The sequence below is a fragment of the Legionella fairfieldensis ATCC 49588 genome (assembly GCF_000621525.1).
GTDB classification, from domain to species: domain Bacteria; phylum Pseudomonadota; class Gammaproteobacteria; order Legionellales; family Legionellaceae; genus Tatlockia; species Tatlockia fairfieldensis.
Genome location: NZ_JHYC01000014.1, coordinates 38543 through 55672 on the forward strand (window position 1 = coordinate 38543; position 17130 = coordinate 55672).

Below are 17130 nucleotides of genomic sequence, written 5' to 3' on the forward strand. Positions count from 1 at the left end.
TTTGTTGCTATCTCGCCACAGAATTACAATGTTAACCTTGAAGAAATTGCTCATAATTCCCTAACCAACGATTGGCAATCACTTGAGCCGTGGAAATGTTCGTGGGTATCAGTTTTTTTGCCATAGAAGCGACCAACGGTAAAAGTGCCTGATCACGTTGCAAATTGGCAATTTTAAATTGGCGATAGCCCGTTTGCCGAGTTCCCAAAATTTCTCCGGAACCACGTAACTGCAAGTCTTTTTCGGCGATAACAAAGCCGTCACACGTTGCTCGCATGACACGTAATCGTTCTGCTCCTGATGGTGATAAGGGTGCCTGATAAAGCAGGAGACAATGAGATTGAGTATTACCTCTTCCAACCCGTCCTCGTAACTGATGTAACTGAGACAAACCCAGGCGTTCGGCATTTTCTATGATCATTAAACTGGCGTTAGGTACATCGACTCCTACTTCAATAACCGTGGTTGCAACTAACAGATCGATTTCCCCTTGTTTAAAACCCGCCATTGTTGCCTCTTTTTCTATCGCTTTCATTCGACCATGAATTATACCGACGCGAACCTTTGGTAACAGTGCCTGCAAATTAGTGGCAGTGGCCGTTGCGGCCATGCATTGTAATTTTTCCGATTCTTCAATTAACGTACATACCCAATAAGCTTGCCGTCCACTGGCAATGGCTGCCTGGAGTCTGGCGATAACAGGTTCTCGTTTCTCCTGATTGATTACCGCAGTAGTGACAGGCGTTCTTCCCGGAGGTAGTTCGTCAATGATCGACAAATCCAAATGAGCAAACTGGGTCATTGCCAACGTTCGTGGAATAGGTGTTGCGGTCATTAATAATTGATGAGGAATCAACGTTGCCTGTTGTCCTTTTTGTTGTAGAAGCAAGCGTTGTTCTACACCAAAGCGGTGCTGTTCATCGATGATAACCAAACCCAAATTGGCGAACGAGACACTTTCCTGAAATAGCGCATGAGTGCCAATGAGCAACTGACATTCCTGACTCGCCAACAGCCGCAGGGTTTCTCTGCGTTCTTTCGTTTTCATTTTGCCGCTGAGCCTGCGACAGACGATACCTGAAGGACTTAACCAGCGTTGAAAATTAGTGGCATGTTGTTCACTTAATAAGTCGGTAGGTGCCATGAAGGCGACTTGATAACCACTGGCGATGGCCTGGAGAGCAGCCAGCGCGGCTACCACCGTTTTGCCAGAACCCACATCGCCTTGCACCAGGCGCAACATGGGTTTTTTTTGTGTCAAATCATGGGCTATTTCATTACTCACTCGTTGCTGGGCCGTAGTCAATGCAAAAGGCAATTGTTTGATAAAATTTTCGCAAAGAGGATTAGTCTGTGGAATACCTGGCGCATGCAAGTGACTACGATGCTCCCTGGCGAACTGCATACTAAGACGTTGCGCTAATAATTCATCAAAAACCAATCGTTTAAGAGCAGGATGGTTACCTTCTTCCAGCGCTTGCAGTGAGGTGTCGGGCGGGGGATTATGAAGAAAATGGAGTGCTTCTGCCAACGAGTAAAACTTATATTTCTGCAAGTCCTCTGGCTTCATCCATTCTAACTCCTGTAAAGTGGTCTGACAGGTTGCTAAAGCAAGTTTAACCATTTGTCGGAGGCGAGTCTGAGTTAAATTTCGAGTGGCAGGATAAATAGGCGTTAATGTTTCATCGACAATGCAAGGTTCTTCATTGACGAGTATTTGATATTCAGGATGAATCATTTCAAAACTATTGGCAAATTCACGTACTTCGCCAAAAACCCGTATCATCGCGCTTTCATTGAGGGTTTTAATCTGTTGCTTGTTAAAATGAAAAAAACGTAGTCTCAAGAGCGCAGTTTTGTCTTCCACATAGCAATAGAGCATTGGGCGTTTGCCATATTTGATCTCTGTTTTACATACTCGACCGGTAATAACCGCCCAATCGTTGACTCGTAAATCGCAGATAGGAGTGATGCGTGTTCTATCCTGATAGCGATAAGGAAGATGAAATAACAAATCGGCCAATGTATTGATTCCACATTGACTTAATTTAGCGCCAAGGACGGGACCTATACCTGGCAGAATGTGACAAGGTTGTTGAAGCACTGTTGGATCTTTAAGAAAAAAACTGATAATAGCAGAAAAATAGGATAGAGTTGATTGGTAAAAAAAAATCAGAGAGGGACGAATGAATCGCACCATTACCTTCACAGCCGGTTTGATTTTAGTGTGGATTATTGGTTATCTGCTTATTATTGGCCGAAGTTTGCTTATTCCCATAGTGATTGCCGTTTTTATTTGGCATTTACTTAATACAATTAATAATTCGGTGCAGCACATGCCATTTATTGGAGAGCGTTTACCCGGCTGGTTAAGTAAAATTTTAGCCTTTCTGGTGGTAGCTGGCCTTATTAAAATTTTGATTGATATCATTACCAACAATGTCAGTGACGTTATTGCTGCTTCACCGCGCTATCAGGAGAATTTAACGCCGCTTTTTAATAATATTGATCAACGTTTTCATATCAGGGCGCTTGCAACAGTGGATGAATTTGTTAAAAATTTTAGCGTGCAACGTATTTTAGTTAATATTTATTCTGTTTTTTCTTCCATAACAGGTTCGGCTGTTTTAATTATCTTATATATAGGTTTTTTATTTGTCGAACAGCATTTTTTCAGGCAAAAACTGAACGCCTTGTTTCCTCAGCCAGGTCATCGTCAGTTGGTCAATAATATCATCACCCACATTGTGAACGACACACAAACCTATTTGGGTATAAAGACCCTCTTAAGTTTAATTACTGCTACTGCGAGTTGGGTAATTATGAAGCTGGTAGGGCTTGATTTTGCCGAATTTTGGGCGTTGTTAATTTTTTTCTTAAATTTTATACCCAATATCGGTGCGATTATCGCCACTGTTTTTCCTGCATTACTTGCCTTGGTTCAATTTCAAAACTGGTGGCCTTTTATTGTGATTACTTCAGGTATCGTTATCATTCAGTTTGTGATTGGTAATCTGGTGGAACCCCGTTTTTTAGGTAAGTCGCTCAATCTGAGTGCATTGGTTATTCTCTTTGCTTTGGCATTATGGGGCGCTATTTGGGGAATTTTAGGTATGTTTCTCGCTGTCCCTATTACAGTGATGATGATGATTATCTTTGCCCATTTCGATGCGACTCGACCGATAGCGATTCTTTTGTCGCAGGATGGCTATATTAAAAACGCGTATGAAACCTTATAAATGATAATGAGAGACATGATGTTACTATTTAAAAAATTAAAAAAATTTTATAAAGCATCTCCTGAAAATAAACGGCAAATTCATGTTTTTTTGGGATTTCTTGTTATTCCAGTCATAGGAATGACTCTTTTATATCTTTATGTGGTCTTTTTTTGGTTATAAATATCTTAACTTTTTTAGATGATTTATCACAAACATTCCAGGAAGAGGTACAAAAATTTAGATGCGTTTACCCTGGGGCAATAATTGGGTTATTTGAGAAAAAAGATAATATTGTGTTACAATGTGCCAGTTGATAAGAGAGCTGGTAATTCAGTTCATTCCTCTAAAAGAGGGACGAGTGTGTGATGAGGTCTGATTCTCTTACAACGGAATGGAAGAGTATGAAGCGAATTTAAAGAGACATTTTTCTGGAACGATGTGTTTCTTTAAAATAATTAAGTCCTAACTTAACACTTTTAAAAGGGTCTTTTAATGAAAAAACTAGCATTAGTAATAGGTTGTGTTATTCCTTTCTTGTCATTTGCGGGTAACTTGAACAGCATTAATACAGCAGATACTTTTCAGGAGCTATGTGCCAAGGAAAAAGATCCGGTTAAACGACAACACTATTGCCACATGCTGGATAGACATAGTGAATCACAATCACACCTTGCTGATTTTCATAAAGATACTGTGACTGTGTAAGCTCTTTTTTAAGTATTTTCGATTATTTTTTTACATTATGTCATACGTCCCGCTTAAAGCGGGATTTTTTTGATTTTTATATACTCCCTCTGAGTTGATTTAGAGGAACGTGATGTAAAGTCTCATACATTAAAATTCTCCACGTTTTTAATTTCAGGTTTCTGATACTGCATTATAAAAAGAGGAGTTTCTTCGAGTACAGAAATAATATGATATTGATTTTTTTGTAAGCGGTAGAATTTTGCCAGCAGTTTAATATTCATAAGTACGATACAGGCCAGTGCAATCATGATAAGACAAGGAGAGCTTGGCAAGTGGGTTCTTCGAACAAGATAATCAGACAATAAAGGAGGTAATCCGGAAGCAAGGCTTGCTGCGATAGAAAACACGATTGACAAAACTGTGCAGCGAATTTGCAAGGGAAATAACTCAGTCAATAAAACAGAAGACACACTATAATAACAGGCGCAGGGAATAGAAATAGCTAATTGCATTAATAGATAATAATTTGCATTACCGTAATTAACGGCTTCCATTAAAGGATAAGATAAAACAAGAATACCAGTGGTTGCCCATGCCAACATTTTCAAGCGATCTTTTTTATCAGAGAACCAGCCAAAGACGGGAATGAGTGCGGTCACAAAAACTAAAGAACAAGTGTTTGCTGTAGTAATGAAAGAGTGCGATAACAGTGAATAATGCGTTGCATGCAAAGGGATGTAAAGATAAAAGAAAAATCCTGTGGCAACGGATAAAAAACTGGCGAAAAACGTGTAATTAAACATAAAGGGATATCGCTTTACAAAATCAAGGGATTGACGATAAATAGCCTGGGTCGATGGCTTTGCCCGTCCAGCATAGTGAATTACATAAGCCAGGCTTTCTGGCATCGTATAACGGACATAAACACCGACAATGGTGGTAAGAATCGCCAATAAAAAAGGAATTCGCCAAAGCCAATTCTCGCTTATAAAAAAAACGTTGCCTAAAATATGAGTGCATCCTATGACAATACAGGCAAGCAGATAACCTGCTTTTACACCAACGGAAGACCAGCAACCACGAAAACCTCGTTGCGTATTATCACCGCTTTCTACTAAAAAGGAGGCCGAATTTAAAAACTCAGAGCCTAAAGCCATGGTTTGGATGATACGTAACGTTAATAATAAACCCGCGGCAAAAAAACCAATTTGCTGGAAACCTGGGATTAAGCCAATAAGTGCCGTTGATAAACCCATAATGAGGATAGAGATCATCAGGACATTTTTCCTGCCATATAAATCAGAGAATAAACCAAGAAAAAAGGCACCTATTGGCTTGGCAAGATAAGCCAGGAACAAGAGTGCTAACATGACAGTATAATTTCCCTGTTTATTTCCTAACAAGAAACGTGCGAGTTCTGCGGAAAGAAAATAGCAGAGGGAGGTATCATAGGCTTCAACCACATTACCCATAAAACCACCTAAAATAATTTTAGTCTGGTACTTCATATTTAACCTGTGTTTGCAAGAGCTTATTGGTAATAAGCGTTCAAGGTCCATTCAAAAAACGAGTGTATTGGCACATACTGTGCACAAATACAACTATTCGCCACGATTCAAGCCTCCTCTGAACAGGCACTATAGTGCATAAAAAGAGGGCTTAACATATTGCTGCAATATTGGCCAATTTTATAAAAATTCTCATGCTGATTGGCAAATAGTTCCTCGGTATGTTTGCAAGAACGATTGCTTGCCAGCGAATAAATAAAAAAATCATCTTCCCATTTTGCAGCTAAGGAATAACCTATAGAATAACGATGTTTGAGTTGTTTTATGTAATAAAGTTCATCGTAACGTTCAGTGGCATATAAGGTTTGCCAGTTGGCCTGAGAACAATGACCAAACCAGTCAGGATGGTACGTTTTATCAAAAAGCCAAAGATTACTGTTAAATAAATTAAATTCGATAGCAGGAGTTGAAGAAAAAGTCAGTATTCCCGTTCTTTTATTTATTTGAGTAATAGCAATATGATTAATTTCATAGAGTCCCAGAACATCTCTAAAGACACTGGACACTTTTGATTTAAAGGCAAAGAGTGCTTCCAAAAATTGTGTATGCGGTACTGTACAGCGAATTTCCATAAGTATTTCTCAACTAATTCCCTATTTAATGGCTAAAGTGTTTTACAGACGATAGGGCCAAATCGATAATTTTTTTAGATTGTTCTTCATTCGTGTTGATATGACTAATGTCAGTAATCAGCTCCATTAGAAAACCGGGAATTTCTTCCTCAAGATGCGATGCATTATATAGACTCCTGGCGCGGGTGAAAATATAGTGAAGCAAATTCCTGGATATAATAATTTTGTCTTCAGAGATGCCAGTGTCGTTGTAACTGTCACCAAATAACAGCCACCCGGGTGAAACGTTTAATTTTGCTGCAATTTCGACTAGTTTGACTGGCTCAGGGATCGCTTCACCACGCAGATATTTTCGACATATTTGAACTGAATAACCGGTTATTTCAGCTAATTTATGAATACAAACGCCTGAAAGAGAACGCTGAGAGTTAAAACCGGCAGCAATCATAGCGTCTCGTAAACGGTAAGCAAACTGTTTTGTCAAGTCAACTTTTTCCATAAGGACGCTAAAAAACTATTAAGGTATATAAGAATTGTAACAAAGGGTTTTCTATCCTGCAAATTTCCCTTATTTTGGAAACTTTAAGTTTCTAATTGAAATAAATTGTTGACATTAGAAACCAATATGCAATAATAGTTCATGAAGCGATGGAAAAAGTTTCAAATAAGTCCAGCAAGGAAATGGTGAAATAATGGAACAGAATTTCACAAAAATCCTTAAGTAAGAAGGTGGTCTAACCATAGGAGGCAACCTCGCATATTTGGCTTGAATTGACATCAATCAATTCAAGCCTCTCTTAATTAAGGCAAACGGCGATTACCAGACTTTGTAATGGGAGACTTTTCTAACAGAACTTCATGTAAATTTCTAATAGCAGTTGCTTTGTAATATCAGCTTTTATATAATCAACGCCGTTCTTAAACATAGGCGAATAATAGGCACGTAGCTCAGTGGTAGAGCACCACCTTGACATGGTGGTGGTCGGTGGTTCGATCCCACTCGTGCCTACCAATCTAATCCTGCTGTGCAGGGGCTTTTTGTAAGTACCCACCTCCCTTTGAATCTAAATTCAGGATATAACTGAGCGATGATCAGGGGACGTTGAGCTATTAGTTATTTTCATGAAATAGTTGGTGTGGGTGCTTGCTGGCGTTGTATTCATCAGCGCAAAGCAAGATTTTTACCCAACGACTAACAGGTAGCCTGTCTGAATTTGTAATGTGCCTGAAGGATAAAAGGATAGTAATGCCAAATATTAAATTACCTGACGGAAGTGTCAAACATTTTGAGCGCCCTATAACTGTTCATGAGGTGGCGCAAAGCATTAGTCCCGGATTAGCCAAAGCTGCTCTTGTGGGGCGTGTTGATGGGCAGTTGGTAGATGTTAGTTATTTGCTCTCACGCGATTGTGAGTTGGTTATTCTTACGGAAAAACAAGCGGAAAACCAAACCATTATTCTCGATGTGATTCGTCATTCTACCGCTCATTTGTTGGCTCAGGCTGTCAAGTGTCTGTTTCCCGGCGCACAAATTACCATAGGTCCTGTTGTAGAAGACGGTTTTTATTATGATTTTGCTTTTAGTCGATCATTTACACCTGAAGATTTAGAGCAAATAGAAGAAAAAATGCACGAATTGGCAAATGCTGATTATCCTGTCAGTCGACGAGAAATGCCTCGCGAAGAAGCAATCGATTATTTCAGGAGTCTTGGAGAAGAATATAAAGCCAGGATTATTGCAGACATTCCTCAAGGAGAGATTATTTCTCTCTACAAACAAGGTGATTTTGAAGATCTTTGCCGTGGTCCTCATGTCCCTTCTACTGGCCGACTCAAAGCGTTTAAGTTAACTAAATTAGCCGGTGCTTATTGGCGCGGTGATGCACGCAATGAAATGTTGCAACGTATTTATGGAACTGCCTGGATAGATAAAAAAGCGCTGAATGACTATCTTCACCGCCTGGAAGAAGCGGAAAAACGTGATCACCGTAAACTGGGAAAAGCGCTGGATTTATTTCACTTTCAGGACATTGCGCCAGGTATGGTTTTTTGGCATCCTAATGGATGGATTGTGTATCAACTACTTGAGCAGTATATGCGCACCAGGTTGGCTGATTTTGGTTATCAGGAAATTAAAACACCTCAGTTGGTCGACAAGGTTTTATGGGAAAAATCGGGGCACTGGGAAAATTTTCGGGATGAAATGTTTATTACCGAGACAGAAAGCCGTCAGTACGCGGTTAAACCAATGAATTGTCCGTGCCACGTGCAAATTTATAATCAGGGTCTGCGTAGCTATCGGGAGCTTCCTTTACGCTTTTCTGAGTTTGGTAATTGTCATCGTTGTGAGCCATCCGGTTCTTTGCATGGACTGATGCGGGTTCGCAATATGGTGCAGGATGATGCGCACATTTTTTGTACTGAAGAGCAAATTCAGTCTGAAGTGGCGATGATGCTGGAATTAGTACAATCCGTGTATGCTGATTTTGGTTTTTCCGAGATTAAATACCGTCTGGCTTTACGTCCGGAAAAACGGGTAGGTAACGATGCCGTTTGGGACAAGGCAGAGACAGCCTTAAAAGATGCGATGCGAAGCAGACAAATTGACTGGATTGATGCCCCGGGTGAAGGAGCGTTCTATGGTCCTAAAATTGAATGTTCATTGGCCGATTGTTTAGGCCGAATCTGGCAATGTGGTACTATTCAGGTTGATTTTTCCATGCCTGACAGGTTGGAAGCCCAATATGTGGCAGAGGATGGCAGTAAAAAAACCCCTGTAATGTTACACCGTGCTATTTTAGGTTCTTTTGAGCGATTCATGGGAATTTTAATTGAGCATTATGCAGGACGATTCCCTCTCTGGTTAGCTCCAATACAAGCCGTAGTATTAACCATTAGTGAAAAACAGCATGATTTTGCGGCAAAAATGACTACTATTTTACAAAAACAGGGCATTCGAGCGAATTTTGACTTGAGAAATGAGAAGATAGGCTTTAAAATTCGCGAACATACTTTGCAAAAAGTTCCTTATTTATTAATTATTGGCGATAAGGAAGTTGAGAGCAATTCGGTTGCTGTGCGAACACGCGAAGGCACTGATTTGGGGATAAGAACGATTGATGCAATTTGCAACCTTTTGCATCAGGAAATAGCTGCAAAAAGGTCGCTTTTAAACCACTTGGAGGATTAAGCTATTAGTGCACCAAATAAGCGTGATAGTGATCGCGCGCGGATTAACGAACAGATCAATGTACCTGAAGTACGCTTAATTGATGTCGATGGCAATCAGGTGGGGATTGTATCAACGCAGGAAGCTTTACGTGCGGCAAGGGAAAGTGGTTATGAGTTGGTGGAAATTTCACCCTCTGCTAAGCCTCCTGTATGTCGTATTATGGATTATGGCAAATTTCTCTTTGAATTGAGTAAAAAACAGGCTGAAGCAAGAAAAAAGCAAAAGCAAATTCAAGTCAAGGAACTAAAATTCCGTCCAACAACGGAAGATGGAGATTATCAGGTCAAGCTACGCAACCTGATCCGTTTCCTGAATCATGGCGACAAAGTCAAGATAACACTGCGTTTTCGCGGTCGAGAAATGGCTCATCAGGATATTGGTATGCGCATCATGGAGCGTTTGTTGCAGGATACTGCAGAATATGCAGTGGTTGAACAGCAAGCAAAACGTGAGGGCCGCCAGTTGCTGATGGTTTTAGCGCCAAAGAAAAAATAGTAAATATATCATTGATTGTTTGTTGATCTATTGACGTATTTCAAGGGTAGTTGTTGAGATCCCTGAGTTGGTTTGATAATTTGATTCGATAATGTATTAGCTGTTCGAGCCTGTGCCAGGCAGTGAACATAACAGGAAATCGATGAAAAATTGAGAATTGGCCCTGAGAAAGCTGATTGAAACGCTACATTATTACTTAGTAGCAGAACAAATGCGGAGTAACATGTTATGCCAAAATTAAAGTCACATCGTGGAGCTGCAAAACGCTTCCGGAAGACAGCAAGTGGTGCTATCAAGCGTCGTGGCGCTTATAGAAACCATATCCTCACCAAGAAATCACCGAAGCAAAAACGTCATTTACGTGTTGCTTCAGGTACTTTGAAGCAATGTGATGCGCGTCTGGCTGCGCGTATGTTGCACGGTAGTTAAGGGGAGGATTGAACAATGCCAAGAGTTAAACGTGGTGTGACAGCTAAAGCTCGTCATAAGAAAATTTTAGAGCAGGCGAAGGGTTATTACGGCGCCCGTAGTCGGACTTATCGTGTTGCCAAGCAGGCAGTTATTAAAGCAGGTCAATACGCTTATCGTGATCGCCGTCAGAAAAAACGTCAGTTTCGTGCACTATGGATTACACGTATCAATGCCCAGGCACGTGAGTGTGGTCTGTCTTATAGCCGTCTCATTGACGGTTTGAAAAAGGCTGAGATTGAATTGGATCGTAAAGTACTGGCTGATATGGCAGTATATGATAAACAGGCTTTTGCAACAATTGCCGAAAAAGCGAAAGCAGCCTTGGCTTAAGTTGGATTTTGGAAGACTTCAGGAGGCTTTGCAGCCTCCTTTTTTATGTGTGAGTTAAGCATGCAAGATATTATTCTGTTGCAGCAACAAGCTGCTGATGCCATTTCACAAGCACAAGATATTGCTACTTTGGAAGCGATTCGTGTTGATTATTTGGGCAAAAAAGGACGATTGACTGAAATTCTTAAAGGTTTGGCAGGATTGCCAGCAGACGAAAGACCTAAAGCGGGTCAGTTGATTAATCAAGCCAAACGTGAAGTCAGTACCCAACTTGAAGAAAAGATGTTGTTTCTTAAAGAAATACAACTCCAGCAAAAATTGGCGGCAGAACGTATTGATGTAACATTAACTGGTCGGGACTCCAAATCCGGTTCGTTGCATCCTGTCACTCAGGTTAAACAGTACATCAATAGTTATTTTAGTCGTTTAGGATTTGATATAGTTGAAGGCCCTGAGATTGAAACAGAATTTTATAATTTCGAAGCGCTTAATATTCCTGATCATCATCCTGCACGTGCCATGCATGATACGTTCTATTTTGGTGATGGACATCTGTTGCGTACACACACATCACCTGTCCAGATACGAACAATGGAACAACGTAAACCTCCCCTGCGTTTAATTGCCCCCGGTCGGGTTTATCGTTGCGATTCTGATGTCACTCATACGCCCATGTTTCATCAGGTTGAAGGTTTATTAATCGACAAAACAGCAACGCTTGCTGGATTAAAAGGGTTATTAAATGAGTTTTTTGCTCATTTTTTTGGTCGAGAATTGGCTTTACGTTTCAGGCCGTCTTATTTCCCATTTACTGAACCCTCAGCAGAAGTCGATATTGAATGTACCCAGTGCATGGGGAAAGGTTGTCGTTCCTGCAAGTTTACAGGCTGGCTGGAAGTCCTGGGCTGTGGCATGGTTCATCCCAATGTATTAAAAGCAGTTGCTATCTCACCAGAGGAATATCAGGGCTGGGCGTTTGGTATGGGAATGGACAGGCTCGCCATGTTGTACTTTGGTATTGATGATTTACGCATGATGTTTGAAAATGATTTGACTTTTCTAAAACAATTTTAAATCAGTAAACCGGGATTAATTTCCGATTGTTTTTGTCAGCCCTGTAAAACAGGGCCAATCCGTTTGTAGTTTGAATGATTATTGCTGATATCAGACAGGTATTTTACGATGAAAGTTAGTGCGTTGTGGTTACGTGAATGGGTAAATCCCTCTTTAAATGAGCAGCAATTGGCTGAACTTTTAACAATGGCTGGGTTGGAAGTGGATGCGGTGAGTCCGGTTGCAGGTGATTTTAGTCAAGTCATTGTCGCTGAGGTTCTTGGCACAACACCACATCCTCAGGCGGACAAATTGACTTTATGTGAAGTAGATACGGGTAAGGGTAATCCAATAAAAGTGGTTTGTGGCGCGTCTAATGTGCGAGCCGGGCTAAAGGTCGCTCTCGCTCAGGTCGGTGCTCAGCTTCCCGGAGATCTGCTAATTAAAGAATCGATGTTACGAGGAGAGTTGTCACAGGGCATGCTTTGTTCAGTTGCTGAATTAGGGCTGGCTGATGTGTCTGATGGTATTATGGAATTGGAAGAAGATGCCCCTGTGGGAACTGACTTACGAAGCTACCTGGCGCTTAATGATCAGGTATTGGATATTGATTTAACACCGAATCGAGCTGATTGCTTTAGTGTTTCAGGTATTGCACGAGAGGTTGCTGTATTAACCCAATCCTCGCTTAAACCGCTGCCCAATAAGGCTAATGAGCCGGTAATTGACGAAGCCTTGACAATTAATATACAGGCATCAGAAGCTTGTCCCCAATATAGTGGCCGTATTATTCGTGGTCTTAATCCTGAAGCTCATACGCCGATATGGATGATCGAACGTTTACGGCGAGCAGGTCTTCGTTCCATACATCCAGTGGTAGACGTGACTAATTATGTCATGTTAGAGCTAGGGCAGCCCATGCACGCTTTTGATTTACAGCGTATTAAAAACAACCTCACTGTACGTTTTGCCCAGCCTGATGAAACGTTGAAGTTGCTTGATGGACAAACGATCGGTTTAAATGAATCGGTTCTGGTAATTGCTGATCATGAAAAAGTCCTGGCGATGGCTGGTGTCATGGGAGGGGAAGAAAGTGCGGTACAGGAGGGTACTACCGACATATTTCTGGAAAGCGCTTTTTTTAACCCTGTAACCATTGCGGGTGTTGCAAGAAATTATGGAATAGTCAGTGATTCATCTCAGCGTTTTGAACGAGGTGTTGATCCCGCTTTACAAGCGGTAGCTTTGGAGCGAGCTACTACCTTGCTGGTTGATATTGCAGGAGGGGCGGTTGGTCCGATATCTTTAATTTCAGAACCTTCTTTTTTACCTCCAGAGCGAAGTCTGTTATTTAATCCAGAAAAAGTGAAGCAAATAACAGGGTTAACAGTAGCAGAAAGCACCATGATTGAGATGTTGCAAGGTCTCGGCATGCGTGTTGATAAAAGTAACAAACTCTGGAAAGTCAGTGTACCTTCTTACCGGTTTGATATTCATTTTGATGTGGATCTGGTCGAAGAAATCAGCCGTTTGTATGGCTATGATAAAATGAAAGGCGATAAACAGGTCGCTGAAATTCAAGCTGGCACAATTAATCCTTTGGAAGCGCTTGCTACTCAAGTGAGCCACGTGTTTACTGCGCGTGGGTATCATGAAACCATTAGTTATAGTTTTGTCGACCCGGAATTACAACAACTGTTATACCCTGACAGACAAGCCATGCAATTGCTCAATCCTATTTCGTCTGAATTAGCACAGATGAGAACAGGAATGTGGCCTGGTTTGCTGGCATCCATGATTTATAATATTCATCGTCAGCAAACTGCTATCAAATTTTTTGAGGCCGGTGTCATTTTTGATTGGCAAAAGGGTTGTTTGCAAGAGCATTCATGTATTGCAGGATTACTGACGGGCGAGCAAGGGGCATTAAACTGGAGTGAAAAAACCAGAAAATTTGATTTTTATGATTTAAAAGGCGATTTGGAAGCGCTGTTCTCTACCTTACACTTAAGTAGCATCCGTTTTATACCTGCTGAGCATTCTGCGCTGCATCCTGGCAAATCCGCGGCTATCACGCTTCATGATCAACACATTGGCTGGTGTGGAGTATTACATCCCCGCCTGGCTGATGCACTTGATATACAGGACGAAGTCATGCTTTTTGAATTACGACTTAATGCATTCATTGAGAAATCCCCGGTACGGTACCAGCCTATTTCAAAATTTCCACAAATACGACGAGATTTATCACTGCTTGTAGCGAATGAAGTAACGGCTGCTCAAATTGAAGCGCTTGTTCGTAAAGTAGTAAATGCTGATTGGTTAAAAGCGTTTGATGTTTTTGATTTATATACGGGAGAAACTATCCCCGCCGGTAAAAAAAGTCTGGCTGTTGCATTGACTTTGCAAGACGATAGACGAACTCTCGTTGACACCGAGATTAATGCGATAATTGATGCTATAATTAAAAAACTAAAAGAAGAATTTGCTATTACATTGAGGGATTAATCGTGAACGCACTAAGTAAAGCAAGGATAGCGGATACCTTATGTGAAGAGTTGAATCTGGCTAAACCAGATGCCCGAGAAATGGTCGAGCAATTTTTTGAAACGTTAAGATACGCGCTGGAAAATGGTCAACATTTAAAATTATCGGGTTTTGGTAATTTTACCCTGCGAGATAAGCCCGAACGTCCAGGAAGAAATCCTAAAACGGGTAAAGAAATACCGGTTGTTGCTCGACGCGTAGTGACGTTTAAACCGGGGCTTAAATTAAAAACCAAAATCGAAGAGCGAGGTAAGTAAGCTTTTGGCGCATTACACAAAACATATCTTTTTATGTACTAATCAGAAGGCTCCTGGTAAACAGTGTTGTGCCAATACTGGTGGCGAGTCTTTTTTCAATTATATGAAAATGAAATTGGTAGAACTTGGACTACATGGTTCAGGTAAAATAAGAATGAGTAAATCAGGCTGCCTCGGACGCTGTAGCGAAGGCCCCTGTATTGTGATTTATCCCGAAGCAGTGTGGTATAATTATAAAAGCATGGCGGATATTGATGAAATTATAACCAGTCATTTGGTCGCGGGTCACATCGTTGAGCGTTTATTAATTCCTAATTAACCCTCATTTTTTAATTAATCTGCAAAAGCTGGCAAGAATTTATCGTATTTTACTTGTAGGTTATTTCAGTTTTAGTTAAAATCGCCCGTCCATGATAGAAAGATTGTGCTTGTTGCACTCATTATTAATGGGTGGTAATCAGTACTAAATTAAGGCGGTACGGAGTTATTTAATGAAAACATTTAGCGCCAAGACACACGAAGTCAAGCGTGACTGGTTTGTGATTGATGCCAGCGACAAAATTTTAGGTCGTCTTGCTACAGAGATTGCTCGTCGTTTACGGGGCAAACATAAGGCTGAGTATACCCCTCATGTTGATACAGGTGATTATATCATTGTAACTAATGCAGAGAAGGTAACGGTTACTGGCCGTAAATTTAAAGAAAAGATGTATTACCGTCATTCTGGTTTTCCAGGTGGTATTAAATCAATTTCTTTCGATAAGTTACAAGAAAAAAATCCTGTGCGTATTATCGAATTGGCGGTAAAGGGTATGCTTCCAAAGAATCCTTTAGGTAGAGAAATGTATCGTAAGCTAAAGGTATATGCTGGTAATGAGCATCCACATACCGCGCAGCAACCCAAGCAACTTGAGATTGAGGAATAAACTATTATGGCTGAAAAACAGCAATACTATGGCACCGGTCGTAGAAAAAGCTCGACGGCTCGAGTGTTTTTGCGCCCCGGTAAAGGCGATATAAAGATTAATAATCGTGCTTTGGAAGATTATTTTGGCCGTGAGACTTCTTGTATGGTTGTCCGTCAGCCTTTGGAAACTGTAGACGTCATGGGTAAATTTGATGTATATGCTACGGTAATCGGTGGCGGCATTTCTGGCCAGGCCGGTGCTATTCGTTTAGGCATCGCTCGTGCATTGGTTGCTTATGACGAACATGATCTGGTGGAAGACGTAGAACCTAATCCTGAGTCTTACCGCAGAAAATTGCGTGCACGTGGTTTACTCACGCGTGATTCACGTCGTGTAGAAAGGAAAAAGGTTGGTTTGCACAAAGCACGCCGTGCAACACAATACTCCAAACGTTAATTGCTATCTTTGTCAATATTAATGACTGCGTTCTGCTCATAAGGTTCATAACGTAGTCATTCTAAACGTTGATGACTCTTGATGTTATTCCCATCGGTCGAAACTCATTCAGAGCTAGACAGCCTTTCACCTTGGTAATCGTAAGTGTTCACGGAATAGGTAATTAAGAAGTATAACGTCAATGTCTTTCCCAGGCAGGCGGGAAATTATCTACAAATCAGACACAGTGCTAATTTTATGGGATGGATTCCCGCCTGCACGCGAAAAAGACAAGTCATGAACAAAGTCTGGAAGAGAAATTTGCATATCCTGTGAACGCTTACTGGTAATCTTGCTTGAACGATACGTTATATCTCGTTTCTCTTTCAGGAACTTCAAGTTTTTTATACTTTGCTTAATATCAACTACGCAGTGAGACCCCTCGCTGCGTTCGAGATATGTGTGAGTTACATTATTTACAAGCTATTCTTATTGATGTATTCACCTTGAATTAATAAAAATTAAATCCCAAAATAGGCGTTGCCTGGTTTTTACTGGATCGCGTAGTAATCTGTTGGGCTATATTCAATCCCTTGTCATCGGTTAAACGTACGTCCATAAAAATAAGGGTATATTTTTCCTGGTTCACTTGCTGAATGACAGAGCTGGCATCAGAAACGATATCCACCTGACAACCGGCTCGTTCAAAGACGCGATGGAGGATTTTAGCTGTTGGCTCGGTTTCAACGATTAGTACACGTTTTGCCTCTAGAGAAGGAAGTATATCGATGGTGAACTCATCGTCCAGTTCATTGAGCAAGCGTAGTCGTTCTTCTCGATGAATATCAAGCGAGAGATTAAGCATGCCTAAAACTTCTTGTTCCTTGTTCAGAATGGGGGATTTTAAACTCAAACTATTGACGACTTGACCCCCTGAAATAATATCTTCATCAATAATTCGTGTCTGCCCTTGAGACATCACTAACGTATCGTAACGTGAAAAACGGGGATGAGAGGCGAGTAATTGCAGGTCTGTTTTGCCCAGTACGTCACGACCACACTGACAACCTAACCGTTGAGCGTGGTAGTCGTTACAGCCTAAATAAACACCTTCGGTATTTTTCCAGTAAAAATAACCCGGCATATAACTTAGCAATGTTGTTAAAACCTCTTCAGAGGTCAATTGTTGTTGGATAGTCTTGCTTACCATCTTGTTTTCCTTGTTGAAAAATAAAAGAAACAAGGATGTACTCGCCACTGCTTTAAGGGGAAATATTAAAGACGCAGAGGGGGCTGAGCACAACCTGTGTGTTCATTCAATTGATTTGGGGACGCCATACGGCATCCCCTCCTC

18 protein-coding genes and 1 tRNA gene are annotated in these 17130 nt (G+C 40.9%); 14 read left to right on the forward strand and 5 right to left on the reverse strand.

Annotated elements, in window-relative coordinates; all coding sequences use genetic code 11:
- Nucleotides 1-31: 31 nt before the first annotated feature.
- Nucleotides 32-2200, reverse strand: a complete 2169-nt coding sequence (gene recG, locus T345_RS0104850) for an ATP-dependent DNA helicase RecG (RefSeq protein ID WP_084273732.1) — start codon at nt 2198-2200, stop codon at nt 32-34.
- Between recG and T345_RS0104855 the strand changes: the two genes are divergently transcribed.
- The 3 genes from T345_RS0104855 (at nt 2187) to T345_RS0104870 (ending at nt 3926) form a co-directional block, all read left to right on the forward strand.
- Nucleotides 2187-3239: an AI-2E family transporter gene (locus T345_RS0104855; RefSeq protein WP_028388349.1), complete on the forward strand. Its 1053-nt coding sequence runs from the start codon at nt 2187-2189 to the stop codon at nt 3237-3239. The genes recG and T345_RS0104855 overlap by 14 nt on opposite strands.
- A gap of 15 nt (nt 3240-3254) precedes the next feature.
- Entirely contained in the window at nt 3255-3401 is a 147-nt protein-coding gene (locus T345_RS14980; protein WP_156935621.1) for a hypothetical protein, read from the forward strand.
- 312 nt (nt 3402-3713) lie between these two features.
- Entirely contained in the window at nt 3714-3926 is a 213-nt protein-coding gene (locus tag T345_RS0104870; RefSeq protein ID WP_028388350.1) for a hypothetical protein, read from the forward strand.
- Between the two features lie 122 nt (nt 3927-4048).
- On the opposite strand, the gene T345_RS13590 is transcribed toward T345_RS0104870, so the two are convergent.
- From T345_RS13590 to T345_RS0104885, 3 genes are all read right to left on the reverse strand, one after another.
- Complete coding sequence (locus T345_RS13590) at nt 4049-5416, reverse strand: MFS transporter (RefSeq protein WP_051555138.1); 1368 nt, start codon at nt 5414-5416, stop codon at nt 4049-4051.
- 107 nt (nt 5417-5523) lie between these two features.
- Nucleotides 5524-6048, reverse strand: a complete 525-nt coding sequence (locus T345_RS15320) for a hypothetical protein (protein WP_035918156.1) — start codon at nt 6046-6048, stop codon at nt 5524-5526.
- A 25-nt stretch (nt 6049-6073) separates the two neighbouring features.
- Nucleotides 6074-6547, reverse strand: coding sequence for a helix-turn-helix domain-containing protein (locus T345_RS0104885; RefSeq protein ID WP_028388352.1), 474 nt, complete (start codon nt 6545-6547; stop codon nt 6074-6076).
- Between the two features lie 438 nt (nt 6548-6985).
- On the opposite strand from T345_RS0104885, the gene T345_RS0104890 reads away from it, so the two are divergent.
- The 11 genes from T345_RS0104890 to rpsI all read left to right on the forward strand — a co-directional run bounded on the left by T345_RS0104890 (nt 6986) and on the right by rpsI (nt 15797).
- Nucleotides 6986-7060 (forward strand) — tRNA-Val (locus tag T345_RS0104890).
- A 234-nt stretch (nt 7061-7294) separates the two neighbouring features.
- Complete coding sequence (gene thrS / locus T345_RS0104895) at nt 7295-9238, forward strand: threonine--tRNA ligase (RefSeq protein ID WP_028388353.1); 1944 nt, start codon at nt 7295-7297, stop codon at nt 9236-9238.
- Between the two features lie 3 nt (nt 9239-9241).
- The gene (gene infC, locus T345_RS13595) at nt 9242-9775 is read left to right on the forward strand and encodes a translation initiation factor IF-3 (RefSeq protein WP_035918158.1); all 534 of its coding nucleotides are present in this window, start codon (nt 9242-9244) and stop codon (nt 9773-9775) included.
- Between the two features lie 228 nt (nt 9776-10003).
- Nucleotides 10004-10204 carry a 50S ribosomal protein L35 gene (gene rpmI / locus T345_RS0104905; protein WP_028388355.1) on the forward strand — a complete coding sequence of 67 codons (201 nt, stop codon included), beginning with the start codon at nt 10004-10006 and terminating at the stop codon, nt 10202-10204.
- 15 nt (nt 10205-10219) lie between these two features.
- A complete protein-coding gene (gene rplT / locus T345_RS0104910; protein ID WP_028388356.1) occupies nt 10220-10576 on the forward strand; it encodes a 50S ribosomal protein L20 in 357 nt (118 codons plus the stop codon).
- A gap of 60 nt (nt 10577-10636) precedes the next feature.
- Nucleotides 10637-11650, forward strand: a complete 1014-nt coding sequence (pheS, locus tag T345_RS0104915; protein WP_028388357.1) for a phenylalanine--tRNA ligase subunit alpha — start codon at nt 10637-10639, stop codon at nt 11648-11650.
- A 108-nt stretch (nt 11651-11758) separates the two neighbouring features.
- Entirely contained in the window at nt 11759-14137 is a 2379-nt protein-coding gene (gene pheT, locus T345_RS0104920) for a phenylalanine--tRNA ligase subunit beta (protein WP_028388358.1), read from the forward strand.
- Nucleotides 14138-14139: 2 nt separating this feature from the next.
- A complete protein-coding gene (locus tag T345_RS0104925) occupies nt 14140-14433 on the forward strand; it encodes an integration host factor subunit alpha (RefSeq protein WP_028388359.1) in 294 nt (97 codons plus the stop codon).
- Nucleotides 14434-14437: 4 nt separating this feature from the next.
- A complete protein-coding gene (locus T345_RS0104930; RefSeq protein ID WP_028388360.1) occupies nt 14438-14752 on the forward strand; it encodes a (2Fe-2S) ferredoxin domain-containing protein in 315 nt (104 codons plus the stop codon).
- A 172-nt stretch (nt 14753-14924) separates the two neighbouring features.
- Entirely contained in the window at nt 14925-15359 is a 435-nt protein-coding gene (gene rplM / locus T345_RS0104935; RefSeq protein WP_028388361.1) for a 50S ribosomal protein L13, read from the forward strand.
- 6 nt (nt 15360-15365) lie between these two features.
- A complete protein-coding gene (gene rpsI / locus T345_RS0104940; RefSeq protein ID WP_028388362.1) occupies nt 15366-15797 on the forward strand; it encodes a 30S ribosomal protein S9 in 432 nt (143 codons plus the stop codon).
- A 490-nt stretch (nt 15798-16287) separates the two neighbouring features.
- On the opposite strand, the gene T345_RS0104945 is transcribed toward rpsI, so the two are convergent.
- Nucleotides 16288-16986: a response regulator gene (locus T345_RS0104945; protein WP_028388363.1), complete on the reverse strand. Its 699-nt coding sequence runs from the start codon at nt 16984-16986 to the stop codon at nt 16288-16290.
- Between the last annotated feature and the right edge of the window lie 144 nt (nt 16987-17130).

What these genes read in the sequence shown, in the direction of transcription:
- T345_RS0104855 (WP_028388349.1), top strand. Translation starts at nt 2,187, where the DNA reads ATGAATCGCACCATTACCTTCACAGCCGGTTTGATTTTAGTGTGGATT.
- recG (WP_084273732.1), bottom strand. Translation starts at nt 2,200, where the DNA reads ATGGTGCGATTCATTCGTCCCTCTCTGATTTTTTTTTACCAATCAACT.
- T345_RS14980 (WP_156935621.1), top strand. Translation starts at nt 3,255, where the DNA reads ATGATGTTACTATTTAAAAAATTAAAAAAATTTTATAAAGCATCTCCT.
- T345_RS0104870 (WP_028388350.1), top strand. Translation starts at nt 3,714, where the DNA reads ATGAAAAAACTAGCATTAGTAATAGGTTGTGTTATTCCTTTCTTGTCA.
- T345_RS13590 (WP_051555138.1), bottom strand. Translation starts at nt 5,416, where the DNA reads ATGAAGTACCAGACTAAAATTATTTTAGGTGGTTTTATGGGTAATGTG.
- T345_RS15320 (WP_035918156.1), bottom strand. Translation starts at nt 6,048, where the DNA reads ATGGAAATTCGCTGTACAGTACCGCATACACAATTTTTGGAAGCACTC.
- T345_RS0104885 (WP_028388352.1), bottom strand. Translation starts at nt 6,547, where the DNA reads ATGGAAAAAGTTGACTTGACAAAACAGTTTGCTTACCGTTTACGAGAC.
- thrS (WP_028388353.1), top strand. Translation starts at nt 7,295, where the DNA reads ATGCCAAATATTAAATTACCTGACGGAAGTGTCAAACATTTTGAGCGC.
- rpmI (WP_028388355.1), top strand. Translation starts at nt 10,004, where the DNA reads ATGCCAAAATTAAAGTCACATCGTGGAGCTGCAAAACGCTTCCGGAAG.
- rplT (WP_028388356.1), top strand. Translation starts at nt 10,220, where the DNA reads ATGCCAAGAGTTAAACGTGGTGTGACAGCTAAAGCTCGTCATAAGAAA.
- pheS (WP_028388357.1), top strand. Translation starts at nt 10,637, where the DNA reads ATGCAAGATATTATTCTGTTGCAGCAACAAGCTGCTGATGCCATTTCA.
- pheT (WP_028388358.1), top strand. Translation starts at nt 11,759, where the DNA reads ATGAAAGTTAGTGCGTTGTGGTTACGTGAATGGGTAAATCCCTCTTTA.
- rplM (WP_028388361.1), top strand. Translation starts at nt 14,925, where the DNA reads ATGAAAACATTTAGCGCCAAGACACACGAAGTCAAGCGTGACTGGTTT.
- rpsI (WP_028388362.1), top strand. Translation starts at nt 15,366, where the DNA reads ATGGCTGAAAAACAGCAATACTATGGCACCGGTCGTAGAAAAAGCTCG.
- T345_RS0104945 (WP_028388363.1), bottom strand. Translation starts at nt 16,986, where the DNA reads ATGGTAAGCAAGACTATCCAACAACAATTGACCTCTGAAGAGGTTTTA.